This window comes from Jannaschia formosa, assembly GCF_003340555.1.
GTDB lineage: Bacteria > Pseudomonadota > Alphaproteobacteria > Rhodobacterales > Rhodobacteraceae > Jannaschia > Jannaschia formosa.
The window spans coordinates 36,643-52,633 of sequence record NZ_QPLJ01000025.1; the positions used below are offsets into that span (position 1 = coordinate 36,643).

Sequence of the window (15,991 nt, forward strand, 5' to 3'; positions counted from 1 at the left end):
TCCTGCAGCCCCGCCGGAGGTGCCCCGATGCCGCTGACCCGAGTTCCCCCGATCACCCTGCATCTGGGCGCCCATCGCACCGGCACGAAATCGCTTCAGGCCCTGCTGGAGCGGGAGGCAGAGGCGCTGGCCGCGCGCGGGATGGCGGTCTGGCCGCCGCGCAAGACGCGCTCGGGGCTGATGACCGGGCTCGTGGGCGACCCTGGCCGCCCCGACCCTGCGCGCGAGATCCGGGCGCATCGTGCCGCCGGGAGGATCGCCATGCGCCGCGACGCCCTGGCCGCCGACGGGATCACCCGGCTGCTGATCTCGGACGAGAACATGCTGGGCAGCCTGCGCGAGAACCTGCTTCTGGCCCGACTCTACCCGACCGTGGGTCCGCGCCTCGCGCGGCTGGCCTCGGCGCTGCCGGGGGTGGATCATGTCTGCCTCTCGGTCCGTGCGCCCGACACCTGGTGGGGCTCGGCCTTCGCTTTCCTGATGGGGCGCGGCTTCGCCCCGCCGGACCGGGCGACGCTGGACGCGGTGCTGCGCGCGCGTCGCGGCTGGCGCCACGTCGTCGAGGACATCGCCCGCGCCGTGCCGCAGGCCCGGCTGACCGTCTGGACCCATGAGGAGATGGCCGCCCGCCCGGCGGCGGGCTTTGCCCTGCTGACCGGCGCGCCCCCGGCCGGGGATGGCCCGGCGCCGCACCTGATGGCCGCGCCGACGCTGGACGCGCTGCGCGCGCGCCTGCGCGACGAGGGCTGCATGACGGACCTGCCCGGGGTCGGCGGCGTCTACGCCCCCTTCGATCCGGATGACCGGGCTGCGCTGCGCGCCGCCCATGCCGAGGATCTGGCCTGGCTGCGCGCGGGCGCGGACGGGCTGGCGGATTTCGTGACACGGCGGCCCGAAGAGGCCCCGCCCCGCGACAGGAAAGGACGCACCGATGTCAGAGCACGACGACCCGAAGGCGAGATGGACGCGGCTGGCTGAGGCCGAACTGCGCAACCGCAGGCCCGAGGACCTGACCTGGAGGACGCTGGAAGGGATCGACGTCCAGCCCGTCTACACCGAGGCCGACCTGAAGGGCGTGCGCCACCTGGGCACCCTTCCGGGCGAGGCGCCCTATACGAGGGGCGTCAAGGCCACGATGTATGCCGGCCGTCCCTGGACGATCCGCCAATACGCGGGCTTCTCCACCGCCGAGGAATCGAACGCCTTCTACCGCAAGGCCCTCGCCGCCGGGCAGCAGGGCGTGTCCGTCGCCTTCGACCTCGCCACCCATCGCGGCTACGACAGCGACCACCCGCGGGTCGAGGGTGACGTGGGCAAGGCGGGCGTGGCCATCGACACGGTCGAGGACATGAAGATCCTGTTCGATGGCATCCCGCTGGAGAAGGTCTCCGTCTCGATGACGATGAACGGCGCGGTCATCCCGATCCTCGCGAACTTCATCGTCGCCGGGGAAGAGCAGGGGGTCGAGCGTGCCCAGCTCTCCGGGACCATCCAGAACGACATCCTGAAGGAGTTCATGGTCCGCAACACCTACATCTATCCGCCTGAGCCCTCGATGCGGATCATCGCGGACATCATCGAATACACCGCCGAGGAGATGCCGCGCTTCAACTCCATCTCGATCAGCGGCTACCACATGCAGGAGGCGGGCGCGGATCTGGTGCAGGAACTGGCCTTCACCCTGGCCGACGGACGCGAATACGTCCGCGCCGCCATCGCGCGCGGCATGGACGTGGACCGCTTCGCCGGGCGGCTGTCCTTCTTCTTCGCCATCGGCATGAACTTCTTCATGGAGGCGGCCAAGCTGCGCGCCGCCCGCCTGCTCTGGCACCGCATCATGGCGGAGTTCGAGCCGAAGAACCCGAAATCCTCGATGCTGCGGACCCATTGCCAGACGAGCGGGGTCAGCCTTCAGGAGCAGGATCCCTACAACAACGTCATCCGCACCGCCTACGAGGCGATGGCGGCGGTGCTGGGCGGCACCCAGTCGCTGCATACCAACAGCTTCGACGAGGCGATCGCGCTGCCGACCGAGAACTCGGCCCGGATCGCCCGCAATACGCAGCTGATCCTGCAGGAGGAGACGGGCGTCACCAACGTCGTCGATCCGCTGGCGGGCAGCTATTACGTCGAGAAGCTGACCCACGACCTGGCCGAGGCTGCCTGGAAGCTGATCGAGGAAGTCGAGGAGATGGGCGGCATGACCAAGGCCGTCGCGTCGGGCATGCCCAAGCTGCGCATCGAGGAGAGCGCCGCCACGAGGCAGGCCAAGATCGACCGCGCCGAGGACGTCATCGTCGGCGTCAACAAGTACCGCCGCGAGACCGAGGACGAGATCGACATCCTCGACATCGACAACGACAAGGTTCGCGAATCCCAGGTCGCCCGGCTGGCGCGCATCCGCGCCTCCCGCGACGAGGCCGCCTGCATCGCTGCGCTCGATGAACTGACCCGCCGGGCCTCCGAAGGCGGCAACCTGCTAGAGGCCGCCGTCGAGGCCGCGCGCCACCGCGCCAGCGTAGGAGAGATCAGCATGGCCATGGAGAAGGTCTTCGGGCGTCACCGCGCCGAGGTGAAGACGCTGGCCGGTGTCTACGGCGCCGCCTACGAGGGCGACGAGGGATTCGCCGCGATCCAGAAGGATGTCGAAGCCTTCGCCGAGGAGGAGGGGCGGCGGCCCCGGATGCTGGTCGTCAAGATGGGTCAGGACGGCCACGACCGCGGCGCCAAGGTGATCGCCACGGCCTTTGCCGATATCGGCTTTGATGTCGACGTAGGCCCCCTGTTCCAGACCCCCGAGGAAGCCGCGCAGGACGCCATCGACAACGACGTCCACGTGGTCGGCATCTCGTCCCAGGCGGCGGGTCACAGGACGCTCGCTCCCAAGCTGATCCAGGCGCTGCGCGACCAGGGCGCGGGCGAGATCATCGTGATCTGCGGCGGCGTCATTCCGCAGCAGGATTATGCGAAGCTGAAGGCGGCGGGTGTCGCCGCGATCTTCGGCCCGGGCACCAACATTCCCGAGGCCGCGCGCGACATCCTGTCCCTGATCCGCACCGCGCGCGCCGCGGCGTGATCCGGGGCGTCGCAAGGGATTTTCCTCTTGCGACGCCCTTGGCCCTGTCATATCTCCCGCCGCACGGTTGGGGTGTGGCGCAGTGGTAGCGCAACGGTTTTTGGTACCGCAGGTCGTAGGTTCGAATCCTACCACCCCAGCCAGACCTTCCATAAGGCTTTGATTTGGATCGGAAAAGTGGCGCTTCGCCACCCCAGGTCACCCCACTGCGATACATGGGTGTGATACACGGGTGCGAGACTGCCTCTGATCCGAGAGACGCCTGACACTCTCGCCGGCCCCTGACGGGGAGACGGAACGATGAGGCTACCGGCGCACGTCCAGCGACGCGGAGCGGTCTACGTGTGGCGCCGCAGGGTGCCGCGCCGTGCCAGAGGGGAGGCGCAGCGGTTCCTGCAAGTAAGCCTCCGGACGCGGGAGTTATCCACATGTCTCCGCCTGTCGGCCCTTTTGACCTGGAAATCCGAGACGTACCTCCCCCGTGTGATGCACGGACAGCTGTCCCATATCGAGGCCCAGCGCTTCCTCTCGGCCATCGTCGCCGCCGAGACCGCCCGAATCCGGGCGGAGCGTCATGTCGAGCCGATCGACCTGACGCCGGGGGACTGGCTCGCTCGGGCGTCCTCGGAGCGGGTCCGCAAGGCGGCCGCCGAGATCGTGTCTGCACGCGGCACGGCGGCGATCCTTCTTCCGGAAGATGAGCGGCGGCTGGCCGAGGAGGGGCTGGGTCCAGCCGAGATCGCGCAGGTGCCAGCCGCCCTCACGCGGTTCGTCGACTGGCTCATCGATCCGAACTCGCAGGACGACGTCGCCCGGACGGCCCTGTCCACGCTCGGTCGGGCGCCGCGCGACGAGCGTGAGACGCGGGTGTTGCAGTACCTGCACCTGTCCGCGCAGGCGCATGCGCTCGGACGGATGGACCGGATCAAGGCGACCGGGCCGCTGATCGGGGATGAGTTGGTCCTCAATAGGGCGGTTGCGGTGGAGGGTGACCTCGAACGCTGCGCGTCGACCGCAGCCGGTGTGAAGGTTCAGGCAGCAGCCGGCGGCTCAAGTCCATCGCCAAGCATGATGAATCTTGGCGAAGTCTCCACTGAAGGTCGACGCGCAGATCTTCCTGACGCTGCCGAAGGGCGGACCCTCGGAAACCAGGAGGAAGTCACGGTTACGGATGAAGTCACGGTCACGGATGAGGAGACGCTGCCGAAGGATCAGCTGAGCAAGCTGGTCGAAGCGATGATCGCAAAGGAGTTCCCCGAAGGCCGGACAGAGGCGGCGGAGAAGTCCGTCGGCAAGGAGCGCCGGCAGTGCCGGGCCGTGCTTACCCAGTTCGTCGAGGCGATCGGTGACAAGCGCTTGGCTGACTTGACCCAGGCCGACGTGGGTCATTACGTCGACCTGCTGGCTTGCTTGCCGAAGATCTACGGCCGCAGTCCCGCCGACCGGAAGCGGTCGCTTCGCGAACTCGTCGAGCGGGCAGAGGAACTGCCCGATGAGGAGGTCGGCTTGTCGGCAAGTACCGTGAATCGCAACCTTGGTCATCTCAAGCGGTTGCTGAGATACGCCGGTGGCCGCAGCATGCGCCCGGCGGAGCAGATCGAGCTTGCCGACCTGCGAGCAAAAGATCGCCGCGATGCCCGTTCCGTGCGCGAGGCGTTCAACGAAGATGATCTTGCGAAGCTTTCGCGCCATCCTGTCTGGTCCGGCTGCAAGGGGGCGAGCCGACGGAACGAGCCCGGTCGGGAAATCATTCAGGACGGTCTTTACTGGGGCCCGCTCCTCGCCGCTTACACCGGTGCGCGACGCGAGGAGTTGATGGGTATGCGGGTCTGCGAGGTCCATCTCGACGGCCCGATCCCTTACCTTGCCATCAGGCCGAATCCGAACCGCGGCTTGAAGAATAGCTCATCCCAGAGAGATATCCCAATCCATTCAAGGCTCCTCGAGCTTGGCTTGGGCGATTACGTAAGGGCGCTGGCCGCGGACGGGGAAGCTGACTTGTTTCCCGAACTTCGGCCCACGTCCGCCGCCGAAACGTTCGGTGCAAATCTGTACAAGCGCTGGCAGAAGACCAAGATTGCGGCTATGGGTGAAGGCGATAAGCGCAAGACCTTTCATTCATTTCGGCATACGGTCATCACGTACCTTCGCCAGGAAACCGACGTTCCGAAGCTGGTGGTTGCGGCCCTCGTCGGTCACACCCCCGAAGGTGAAACGGATGGCCGCTACACGAAGCGGCTTCCCCTGGAGAAGATCGCCGAAGCTGTACATGCGCTTCCCAGATGGTTCTGATTGACGATTAGTGCCTGATCAAACCCTTTTCCCGGGAACCCGTCGTCGACTTCTGCGCTAATTTTCATTGGGATTGGGGATCAGATATCAATTCGGGCTTGTCTTTTATTCGAAGTGACCCGACCTCTGTCGCTTATCCGGACGGTGGTAAGCCCAGAGGCTCAGCGCTCCCTTCGACGATCGCGAGGGCGCAGCTTCCCCCGTGCGGCCCTCCGGCTCCACCCTCCGCCGCACCTCCACCCTCGGAAACGGCACCGCCCCGCCCTGCGCGGCGTGGATGTGCCGGAAGTAGCGGTCCGCGAAGTACTGGTGCGCTTCGCCCGCACCGGCATCTGCGCGTCGACCACGATCACAAGTCGCCAAGCGGCATGCGGCGGGCCTTGTCCTCGGGCAGGAGCGCGACCTCCTCGGTGCGCTCGGACAGGCTGCGGCCCTCGAACCGGTTGCGGCCGATCGCGCGGGAGCGGGTGACGACGCGCTTGATGGTCCGGCCCGCGGCCTTCGACAGCTCCTCCACCGTCTTCTCGTCGGACCCCGTGAGGTAGAACTTCACGTCTGCGTTCTCGTGTGGCGCGCGGCGGGTGTTGGCCACGCGTCACTCTCCCCACGTGTCCAGCCCGTCGACTTCGCATCCGCCGGAACGGCTCGGTCTCGGGCCCTGCCCTCGGCACCGCAGACGGCGGCGCGACGACAGGATGCGAAGCACGCGTACCCGTAGCCGCGAGATGGTCGCGAGCGCCCGGCGCAGTTGTCTGGGCGCCGCGGGGAAGCTCATGGCCTCCCGCACGGGCGGGCCGAGGTACGCATGGCCCCTGGGGCGGCCGCGGTCGCCGTCCAGTCGGGTTCTGGCGAAGCGCTCATGAGGTTCGGCCTCCCGCCCGAGGCCCCCCGACGACAGCGATTGGTATCCCGGACCGTTCGGCGAGACTTCGAATGCCGGTGAAGCTCTCGCCTAACAGCGAAAGGTAGCGGCGACCACCCCACTTCGGCGAGAGGACTGCGTGACGACACCTCGTGTCCTTCGGGATAGTGACGGGCATGTCCGTCACCAATTCGTTTCCAGTGCTTTGAGAGCGGCTTCCCGGGCTGGCTTGACGCTTCAGAAGCTGTTTGACTGAAGCAAGTTGGAGCGAACTCGACGTTCGCCCGGCGGTGAGGCTGCCGCGACTTGGATATGGATCTGGAATGACGACACCCAACGACTTCTTCGACCGCCCGATCCTGAACAGCCCCTACGCCGCGCCGTCCCGTCACTGGGAGCTCGATGAGGACGATCGGCCGACCCACCGGATCATCGACGACCGCCGCGGCTCGAAGCTCGCCACGGCGCTGCCGAGCGTCGCGCCCGGTCACCGCGCGGCCGCGACCGGCTCGCTTTTCGAGGGGCATGGACACGAGACCGCGCGGACCGCGATCGACCCATCCCCGTTCGTGGAACGGCTTCGGCGCGAACTCCACCTCTGGCGCGGGATTCCAGACCCCGCGAACTGGCGCGTCTCGCCCGTCACGCAGAACCTTCTCCGCCACTGGCGCGCGATCCAGGCGGATGCCACCCGACCGATCCGGCCCTTCTTCTGCCAACTCGAGGCGGTGGAGGCCGCAATCTGGCTCGCCGAGGTTGCGCCGCGATCGGGCAAGACCGGCCGGTGGTTCCTCGATCGGCTCGCGATCGGCAACAACATCGCGCTGCTGTCTGAGGGCGCCGAGGTCGATGCCACGCCGCCGGACCTGCTGCGGACCGCGTTCAAGCTTGCCACCGGGGCGGGCAAGACGACCGTCATGGCGATGCTGATCGCGTGGCAGGCGCTCAACGCCGCCAGGGGCAAGGGCGGCAGCCGGTTCTCGCGCAACTTCCTCGTTGTCGCGCCCGGAATCACCATCAAGGACCGGCTGCGCGTGCTGCAACCGAACGATCCGCAGAACGCCTACGACAAGATCGGCCTGATCCCGGCGGAACTGCGACGCGACATGGAGAAGGCCCGGATCGTCATCATCAACTTCCACGCATTCAAGCGCCGCGACCGCTTCGACGCCGCCTCGGGGACGCGCCGCGCGCTGGAGGGGCACGGCGCCCCGCTGGAGACGGCGGAGACCGAGGGAGAGATGGTGCAGCGCGTCGTGGGCGACATGCGCGACATCGTGGTGCTCAACGACGAGGCTCACCATTGCTATCGCCCCCGTCCCCAAGCGGAGCCGGAGCAACTCACCGGCGACGCGCTGAAGGAGGCCAGGCAGAACGTCGAGGACGCACGGCTCTGGCTCGACGGGCTTGAGGCCGTCGCCCGTCGTAATGGCGTGCGCGGCGTCTACGACCTGTCGGCCACGCCCTTCTTCATCGCAGGCTCGCGTTGGGCCGAGGGCACGCTCTTCCCCTGGGTCGTCTCGGATTTCTCGCTCATGGACGCAATCGAGTCCGGCATCGTGAAGCTGCCGCGCGTGCCCGTCTCCGACAACGCCGGCGCGGGCTCCGTGATCTACCGGGACCTCTGGGGCGCGGTCGGCAAGAAGCTGACCCGCATGAAGAAGGACGCCGACCCGCAGAAGCTCCCGTCCGAGGTCAAGACCGCCCTCGACGCGCTGCACGGTCACTACGAGAAGACCCATACCGAGTGGCGCAAGGTCGGCATGAGCATCCCGCCCGTCTTCATCGTCGTCTGCTCGAACACCAATGTCAGCCGCGCCGTGCGTGACTACATCGCGGGCTACGAGTACACGGATGAGGACGGCACGATCCGCCACCAGCACGGCGCGCTCGCCTCATTCCGCAACCACGACGATGCGGGCGACCCGCTCGAACGGCCCAACACGGTCCTGATCGACTCGGCCGCGCTCGAGTCCGGTGACGCGGTCGATGCCGCCTTCAAGCAGGCTCACGCTGCCGAGATCGACGCCTTCCAGCGCGAGCGGAAGACCCGCGGCGAGCACGATCCGATCACCGAGACCGACCTGCTGCGCGAGGTGATGAACACCATCGGGCAGGAGGGCAGGCTAGGCGGCGGGGTGCGCTGCGTCGTCTCCGTCTCGATGCTGACCGAGGGCTGGGACGCCAACAATGTCACCCACATCCTCGGTCTGCGGGCCTTCGGCTCGCGCCTGCTCTGCGAGCAGGTGATGGGTCGCGCGCTCCGCCGGATGTCCTACGCGCCGGGCGAGCATACGGACCCCGACGGCCGCCCCCTCTTCCGCACCGAATATGCCGACATCATGGGCATCGACGGCCTTGCGCTCGGCGAGCCGCGCGTGTCGCCGCCCCAGCCGCCGCGCCGCACGATCCACGTCCATGCCGTCCCGGCGCAGGCGCAGGCCGAGATCACCTTCCCGCGCGTTGACGGCTACCGCACCGACCTTCCGTCGGAGCGCCTCGCCGTCGACCTCTCCCGGTTGGAGCCTTACGTACTCACCCCCGAGAAGGTCGGTCCCGCAGAGGTCCGCATGGCCGGCCTCATCGGCGAGCGCCACGACCTGACGCTCGACCATCTCGACGACGTCCGGTCCTCGACCATCGCCTTCGAGATCGCGTCCTACTGGGCCATGCAGAAGCTGCGCGACGCCAACGCCGCGCCGAAACCGCATCTCTTCCTCCAGGCCAAGCGCATCCTGCGCGAGTGGCTCGACCCGAAGAACGGGCATGTCGCGTTCAAGGGCGGCACCAAGCCCGCGCAGCTTCTCTACCGGCAGATCACCGAGGAGGTCTGCGACCTGCTCATGGGCGCCCTCGTTGACGCGCCGACCGGGGATCCGGTGATCCGCCCCGTCCTCGACAGCTTCGCGCCCGAGGGCAGCACCGCCGACGTCACCTTCCACGTGGGCGAGCGCGAGCACATGCACCAGCCCGACCCCCGCCGCAGCCACCTCAACTGGATGATCGGCGACAGCGGGTGGGAGGTGCGGCTCGCGCAGATCCTCGACGCCCACCCGCGCGTCCTCGCCTACGCCAAGAACCACAACCTCGGCTTCGAGGTGCCTTACACCGCCGACGGAGAGCCGCGGCGCTACCGCCCGGACTTCCTCATCCGCCTGGACGCACCGGACCCGACGACCCTGATCGTCGAGGTGAAGGGCTTTCGCGACCACGACGCGATGCTGAAGGCCCAGGCCATCCGCAACCGCTGGATCCCCGCGATCAACGGCACGGGCCGCCACGGCCGCTGGCACTTCGCCGAGCTGCGCGCGATCCACGACTTCCGCCCCGAGCTCGACGCCGCCATCGACGCCCTGCTGGGCGAGGAGATCCCCGCATGACCGACATCGCCTTTGGCCGCCTCATCGACCTGCCCCTGCGCGAGGCCTGGCCGCACGAGGCCCACGCCTTCACCCCCTGGCTTGCCCGGAACATCGACCACCTCTCCGAGGCGATCGGCCTCCCGCTGGAGCTGACCGGAACCGAGGTCGCTGTCGAGACCTTCTCGGCCGACATTCTCGCGCGGAACCCCCAGGACGGCGGCGTGGTGCTGATCGAGAACCAGCTCGAGACGACGGACCACACCCATCTCGGCCAGATCATGACCTACCTCGCGGGGCTCGAGGCCGAGACCGTGATCTGGATCGCCCCCGCCTTCCGCGAGCCGCACCTCTCGGCGATCCGCTGGCTCAACGAGCATACGGCCGACGGCTTCGCCTTCTTCGCCGTCCGCCTGCGCGTCGTGCGCATCGGGGACAGCCCCTTCGCTCCCGTCTTCGAGATCGTGGAGAAGCCCAATGGCTGGGACCGCAGGCTGGAGCGTACGGTCCGCCAGGCCAGCGGCGAGCACAGCCCGCTCGGCGACCAGAGGGAGCGGTTCTGGTCAGCCTATCTCGACCGGCATCCGGAGGCCGGGGCGCTCGGCTTCAGGGTCACGCGGTCCGGGAACAACTACCAGTCGCTGCTCGACGGCGACGTCCGCATCTCCGCCTGGATCGGCGAGCGGCAAGGCGGGACCTATGTCGGCGGGCGCCACGGCGACAAGATGTCGGCGGCCGGACGCCTCGCCGATGTCGGGGCAGAGATCGGGGACGCCCTCGGCGTGACCTGCGACCTGTCCGACCCCTCCGGCCACATCCTGGGGGAGCGCGTCGACATCTCCTGGCACGACGAGGCCACATGGCCCGAGCTCATCGACCAGCTCGAAACCCTGCGCCGCCGCTATGCGGAGGCGATCACTGCCGCGATTGGGAAGGACGCCTGATGCCCGACGACAACAACGTCACCCACCTGAGCCACGGCGCCCAGGCCGCCAACATTCCCACCGCCGAGCATGAGCCTGTCCTGCGCCCCGAGGACAAGGCGCCGATCCGGCTCGCCATCGCGCAACGCGACCCGGACATGGACCCGCAGCTCGTCTGGCGCGGCAAGCGCACCGGCCCGCTGGAAGTGAACGCGCCGCCCATCTACGTGCAGGAGCATGTGCACCCCAAGGCGCTGATCGAGGACCTGAAGGCCGGGCGCGCGCGGGAGGAGGACCTGTTCGGCCATTTCGGCCTGACCGACGAGGACCGCGAGGCGGAGGTGGAGTTCTACCGCCACACCCGCAAATGGTCGAACCGCTTCATCCTGGGCGACTCGCTGGAGGTGATGACCTCGTTGGCCGAACGCGAGGGGCTGCGCGGCAAGGTGCAGGCGATCTATGTCGATCCGCCCTACGGGATCAGGTTCAACTCCAACTTCCAGTGGTCGACCAACTCGCGCGACGTGAAGGACGGCAACAAGGACCACCTGACCCGCGAGCCCGAGCAGGTCCGCGCCTTCCGCGACACCTGGCGCGACGGCATCCATTCCTATCTCGGCTATCTCCGCGACCGGCTGGTGGCGGCGCGGGAGCTTCTGACGGAAAGCGGGTCCTGCTTCGTGCAGATCGGCGACGAGAACGTCCACCGGGTGCGGGTGTTAATGGACGAGGTGTTTGGGGAGGAGAATTTCGTCAGCCAGATTGTCCTCAAGACGACCAGCGGCGCAGGCAGTCCCAGTGGTGGGACGCTGACTCTCGCTGGCGTATATGACTCAGTCCTCTGGTATTCACGCGATGCAGAACGCGTGAAGTATCGCCAACTCTACTTTGAGAAGGCTGATATGGCATCTGCATCGCTCTACAAGCGTTTTACTGATTATTCCGGAGAATATAGAAATGCTACCGAAGCTGAATTGTCGGGGAATATCGCTGCTAAGACTGGTGGCAGTACTTTTCGCCCAGACAACCTTACGAGCCAGAGTTCTCCGGAAAGCGCGCTCTTCCCTGTGTCGCATCAAGGAAATAAATCAAAGCCTGGAAAGGGTGGATGGAAGACGAATATCGTTGGTATGAGTCGATTGAAGGCGGCAAATCGGCTGTTCACGACGAAGAATGCAACCTTTCAATATGTTCGTAGGCTTGACGACTTCAACGTAGCTCCGATCAATAACGTCTGGGTGGACGTCGGAACAGGATCGTTCACTGCCGACAAGGTCTATATTGTTCAAACGAATGAGAAGATCATCCAACGCTGCCTCCTCATGACCACCGACCCCGGCGACCTCGTGCTCGACCCCACCGCGGGCTCCGGCACCACCGCCCACGTGGCCGAGCACTGGGGCCGCCGCTGGATCGCCATCGACACCTCCCGCGTGGCGCTCGCCCTCGCCCGCGCCCGTGTCATGGGCGCGAAGTATCCCGCCTACCTCCTGCGCGACTCCCCCGAAGGCCAGGCCCGCATGGAGAAGGAGGGCTGGGCCTCCCCGCGCGCCGAGGAGCGCCCCCGCTACGAACGCGACGTCGCCCAGGGCTTCGTCTGCGAGCGCGTCCCCCACATCACCCTCAAGGCCATCGCCAACAACCCCGCCATCGACACCCTGTGGGAGCGGCACCAGCCCGCCGTCGAGCAGGCCCTGTCCGACCTCAACGCGGCCCTCCGCGCCGACCCGCCCGCGACCCCGTTCGAGGTGACGCAGGGCGGCCGCAAGGGCACGAAGATCGCCTTCACCGAAGCCGGCGAGGTCACCATGCCCTCCGGCGAGCCCGCCCCCGCCGGCGGCCTGATGGAGTGGGAGGTGCCCCGCGACCTCTCCGATCTCGTCGGACGCATATCCGACGCGGATCACCCGTCCGTCACCCGTAAATCGCACGCCCGTTTCTGGGAGGCCCGCATCGCCCGCCAGCGCGCCATCGACGCTGCCATCGAGAAGAAGGGCAGGGAGGACGACTACGAGGTGCTTCACGACAAGCCCTTCGAGGACAGGAAGAAAATCCGCGTCGCCGGCCCCTTCACCGTCGAAAGCCTGTCGCCCCATCGCACCCCCGTCACCGACGAGGACGGCGAACTGATCGCAGAGCCGAACCCCGCCCCCGACCAGGACGCCTTCCGCGAGGCGATGCTGGAAAATCTCTTGAAATCAGGGGTTCACCAAGCCGGTCGCGAGGATCGCATCGAATTCGAGGATCTCGCCACCTGGCCCGGTCTCTACGTCACCGCGAAAGGCACCTACCGTGAAGGGGATATTAACCGCTCTGCCGGAATCTTCCTCGGCCCCGAATATGGAACGGTGTCGCGCACCGACCTCGTCGAGGCCGCGACCGAGGCCGCCGACGCGGGCTGCGACGTCCTGATCGCCTGCGCCTTCAACTTCGACGCCCGCGCCCAGGACTTCCGCCGCCTCGGCCGCGTCCCTGTCCTGCACGCCCGGATGCACCCGGACCTGCACATGGCGGGCGAGCTGAAGGCCGGCGGCGGCAACCTCTTCGCGGTCTTTGGTGAGCCGGATATCCGGTTGATCGAAGAGGGAGATTTCCTCCGCGTCGCCGTCGAGGGCATTGACATCTTCCGCCCCGCCACGGGCGAAGTCGTCACCACCTCCCCCGACGAGATCGCCTGCTGGTTCATCGACACCGACTATTCCGGCGAAGCCTTCTTCGTCCGCCAGGCCTACTTCCCCGGCGCCGAGACCCCCTACAAGTCCATTCGCGCCGCCTTGAAGGCCGATGTCGACCAGGACGCCTGGGACAGCCTCAAGCGAACGACGTCACGTCAATTCCCGAAGCCACGCGGCGGCCGCATTGCGGTCAAGGTTGTCAACCACTTGGGGGACGAAGTGATGAAGGTTCTCCGCATCTCAACATGACCGTCGCCCTCGCCACCAGCTTCACCAAGGCCCTCGGAAAGCTGACCGAGGACGAACGCAAGCAGGCCAAGATCACCGCCCTCGACGTGCAGACGGACCCGGACATGCCGGGTCTGTCGCTCCACCGTATCACCCATGCCCGGGACCCGAACTTCTGGTCCGCCCGCGTCAGCCGCGACCTGCGCCTGATCCTCCACAAGACGACCGGCTCGACCCTGATCGCCTATGTCGGCCATCACGACGACGCCTACGCTTGGGCGGAGCGGCGCCGGATCGAGGTGCATCCGAAGACCGGCGCGATGCAGATCGTCGAGCTTCGCGAACGCATCGAGGACGTCGTCGTCCAGCGCTTCGTGGACGCGGAACTTCCGCCGGTCATCAACGGCTTCGACGCTGCCACGGTCCTCTCCTGGGGCGTGCCGGAGGACTGGGTCGAAGACGTGCTCGCGGCCACCGACGCAACCGTCCTCGACGTCGCGGGACACCTGCCAGAGGAGGCGGCGGAGGCCGTCCTCCGCGCTGCCGCCGGGGAGCCGCCCCTGGCCGAGCCGCCCGCGCCCGACGCCCCGACCGGCCTCGACCATCCCGATGCACGCCGCCGCTTCCGCCTGATCGGCGACCAGGCCGAGCTCGCCGCCGCCCTCGACGCGCCATGGGACGAGTGGACGATCTTCCTCCACCCCGCCCAGCGGGAGTTCGCCGAGCGCGACTTCTCCGGTCCCGCCCGCGTGATCGGCTCGGCCGGGACCGGAAAGACCGTCGTCGCCCTCCACCGCGCCGCGCGCCTGGCCCGCGCCGGTGGACGCGTCCTGCTGTCGACCTTCTCCGACAGCCTCGCCGTCGACCTCTCCGCCAAGACCGACCGCCTCGCCGCAGGCACCGCCTGGCGCGCGCTGATCGACGTCGCGACGGTCCGCGACGTCGTCGCGCGTCTGCTGCCGCCCGAGTTGCAGCTCGCCACGGACGCGCAGGTCGCCAAGGCGCTGTCGGCGGCAGCCGCGGCTGCCGAGGCCGCCCCGCACCTCGACTTCCTGGAGGCCGAATGGCGCCTGATCGTCGATGCCTGGAACGTGACGGACGCTAACACCTACCGCGAGCTTCCCCGCCTCGGCCGCGGCGTCCGGCTCCCCGCTGGCAAGCGCGACGCGGTCTGGCCGATCTTCGAGCGCACCCGGACGACCTTGCTCGACGCGGGCGCAGTGACGCCTGCCGCCGCCATGCACCGCGTCGCCGCGGACCTCGGCGCGGGCAAGCTCGCGCCGCCCTTCGATCACGTCATCGTGGACGAGGCGCAAGACCTCTCCCCGCCTGAGCTCACCCTCCTCGCAGCGCTGGCCAAAGACCGGCCGAACGGCCTTTTCTTCGCCGGAGACATCGGACAGCGCATCTTCCGCGCCCCTTTCCCCTGGAGCCGGGCCGGCGTCGACGTCCGGGGCCGATCGCGAGCGCTCAAGGTCAACTACCGCACCTCCCACGAGATCCGCATCCAGACCGAGACGCTGCTGCCGCGCCGCCTCGTCGAGGCTGACGGGCTGGAGGAGGACAGGACCGGGATCACCTCCGTCTTCCACGGTCCCCTGCCGGCCCTAAACGGCTTTCCTGATCCCGAGGCCGAGAAGAGCGCATGCATCGCATGGCTGGCCGCCCGGAAGGCCGAAGGCGCGTCCCCGGACCGAGCCGCGATCCTGGTCCGGTCGGAGGCGGAGGTTCCGCGGGGCGAAGCGGTCGCCGAGGGCTCGAACCACCCTATTCCGGTGCTGCTGATGCACGATGCGAAGGGGCGGGAATTCCAGACGGTGATCCTTGTGGCCTGCGATGCCGACGTCGTTCCTTCCGAAGCCCGCCTGCTTGAAGCCGAGGATGAGCGCGCGATGGCCGAGGTGTTCGAGACCGAGCGCCACCTCCTCTACGTCGCCGCCACACGGGCGCGCGACCACCTCTGGATCTCGGGCGTGGAGCCAGTCTCGGACTTCCTGATCGATCTCGTCACCGAAGCGTAACGACTCCCATCTGCCCGCCGTCCTTCAGCGTGTGCGCATGGCGGCGAAGCTTGTGACAGCCAACGAACTCAGCTTGAGCTTCCGGAGCCGAGTTCTTCACCCCCTGCCAGTTTCCTGAAGGCAACGCTTATACCAACGGCCCTCTTTCCTGACTCGATTGTGAGGTGCGCGCGCTGTCGGGCCGTGATTCCCTTCTTTCGTTGACGGGAGGGATGGCGATGACGGTTGCGATCGCGCGGGATGATCTGGATGCGGCGGGGCTGCGGAAGGCGGTTGCCCGGAGCCGGGATGCCCGGGCGGCTCGGCGGATGCTGGCCTTGGCGATGGTTCTGGAGGGGGCGGATCGCAGGACGGCCGCCGAGGCCTGCGGGATGGACCGGCAGACGGTGAGGGGCGTCCCGGAAACAGGCCAGTGGCCTGTTTCAGCCCCGAACGGACTGGGTCCACCGCTACAACGACGGGGGCCTGGAGGGCCTGTCGGACCGGCGCGGGTCCGGGCCGCCCGCGCGGCTGAGCCCCGAGCAGCGGGCGGAGCTCGTCTTGATCGTCGAGGCG

Annotated in this window: 9 protein-coding genes, 1 tRNA gene and 1 pseudogene; 10 read left to right on the plus strand and 1 reads right to left on the minus strand. The window is 67.7% G+C overall.

Annotated features, from left to right (window positions below):
- Positions 1-27: 27 nt before the first annotated feature.
- The 5 genes and pseudogenes from DR046_RS18720 (at position 28) to DR046_RS18735 (ending at position 5,368) form a co-directional block, all read left to right on the plus strand.
- Positions 28-978: a hypothetical protein gene (locus tag DR046_RS18720; protein ID WP_115383901.1), complete on the plus strand. Its 951-nt coding sequence runs from the start codon at positions 28-30 to the stop codon at positions 976-978.
- Positions 932-3,076, plus strand: a complete 2,145-nt coding sequence (gene scpA, locus DR046_RS18725) for a methylmalonyl-CoA mutase (protein ID WP_115383902.1) — start codon at positions 932-934, stop codon at positions 3,074-3,076. The genes DR046_RS18720 and scpA overlap by 47 nt, the downstream gene beginning before the upstream one ends.
- A gap of 68 nt (positions 3,077-3,144) precedes the next feature.
- A tRNA-Gln gene (locus DR046_RS18730) sits at positions 3,145-3,219 on the plus strand.
- A 157-nt stretch (positions 3,220-3,376) separates the two neighbouring features.
- Positions 3,377-3,538 (plus strand): annotated as a pseudogene (locus DR046_RS24925) (DUF6538 domain-containing protein); the annotation flags it as partial.
- Between the two features lie 24 nt (positions 3,539-3,562).
- Positions 3,563-5,368 carry a site-specific integrase gene (locus tag DR046_RS18735; protein WP_167767177.1) on the plus strand — a complete coding sequence of 602 codons (1,806 nt, stop codon included), beginning with the start codon at positions 3,563-3,565 and terminating at the stop codon, positions 5,366-5,368.
- Positions 5,369-5,717: 349 nt separating this feature from the next.
- Here the strand turns inward: DR046_RS18735 and DR046_RS18740 are convergent, their stop codons facing one another.
- Positions 5,718-5,960 carry a TraM recognition domain-containing protein gene (locus tag DR046_RS18740; protein WP_370816352.1) on the minus strand — a complete coding sequence of 81 codons (243 nt, stop codon included), beginning with the start codon at positions 5,958-5,960 and terminating at the stop codon, positions 5,718-5,720.
- 593 nt (positions 5,961-6,553) lie between these two features.
- On the opposite strand from DR046_RS18740, the gene DR046_RS18745 reads away from it, so the two are divergent.
- The 5 genes from DR046_RS18745 to DR046_RS24930 all read left to right on the plus strand — a co-directional run.
- Positions 6,554-9,610, plus strand: coding sequence for a BPTD_3080 family restriction endonuclease (locus DR046_RS18745; RefSeq protein WP_115383904.1), 3,057 nt, complete (start codon positions 6,554-6,556; stop codon positions 9,608-9,610).
- Entirely contained in the window at positions 9,607-10,533 is a 927-nt protein-coding gene (locus DR046_RS18750; protein ID WP_115383905.1) for a hypothetical protein, read from the plus strand. Before DR046_RS18745 ends, DR046_RS18750 begins: the two co-directional genes overlap by 4 nt.
- Entirely contained in the window at positions 10,533-13,436 is a 2,904-nt protein-coding gene (locus tag DR046_RS18755) for a site-specific DNA-methyltransferase (RefSeq protein ID WP_115383906.1), read from the plus strand. The genes DR046_RS18750 and DR046_RS18755 overlap by 1 nt, the downstream gene beginning before the upstream one ends.
- Positions 13,433-15,436 carry a UvrD-helicase domain-containing protein gene (locus tag DR046_RS18760; RefSeq protein ID WP_115383907.1) on the plus strand — a complete coding sequence of 668 codons (2,004 nt, stop codon included), beginning with the start codon at positions 13,433-13,435 and terminating at the stop codon, positions 15,434-15,436. The genes DR046_RS18755 and DR046_RS18760 overlap by 4 nt, the downstream gene beginning before the upstream one ends.
- A gap of 417 nt (positions 15,437-15,853) precedes the next feature.
- On the plus strand, positions 15,854-15,991 hold a 138-nt coding region (locus DR046_RS24930; RefSeq protein WP_135227332.1), incomplete at its 3' end, for a helix-turn-helix domain-containing protein.

What these genes read in the sequence shown, in the direction of transcription:
- DR046_RS18755 (WP_115383906.1), top strand. Translation starts at nt 10,533, where the DNA reads ATGCCCGACGACAACAACGTCACCCACCTGAGCCACGGCGCCCAGGCC.
- DR046_RS18735 (WP_167767177.1), top strand. Translation starts at nt 3,563, where the DNA reads ATGCACGGACAGCTGTCCCATATCGAGGCCCAGCGCTTCCTCTCGGCC.
- DR046_RS18745 (WP_115383904.1), top strand. Translation starts at nt 6,554, where the DNA reads ATGACGACACCCAACGACTTCTTCGACCGCCCGATCCTGAACAGCCCC.
- scpA (WP_115383902.1), top strand. Translation starts at nt 932, where the DNA reads ATGTCAGAGCACGACGACCCGAAGGCGAGATGGACGCGGCTGGCTGAG.
- DR046_RS18760 (WP_115383907.1), top strand. Translation starts at nt 13,433, where the DNA reads ATGACCGTCGCCCTCGCCACCAGCTTCACCAAGGCCCTCGGAAAGCTG.
- DR046_RS18750 (WP_115383905.1), top strand. Translation starts at nt 9,607, where the DNA reads ATGACCGACATCGCCTTTGGCCGCCTCATCGACCTGCCCCTGCGCGAG.
- DR046_RS18720 (WP_115383901.1), top strand. Translation starts at nt 28, where the DNA reads ATGCCGCTGACCCGAGTTCCCCCGATCACCCTGCATCTGGGCGCCCAT.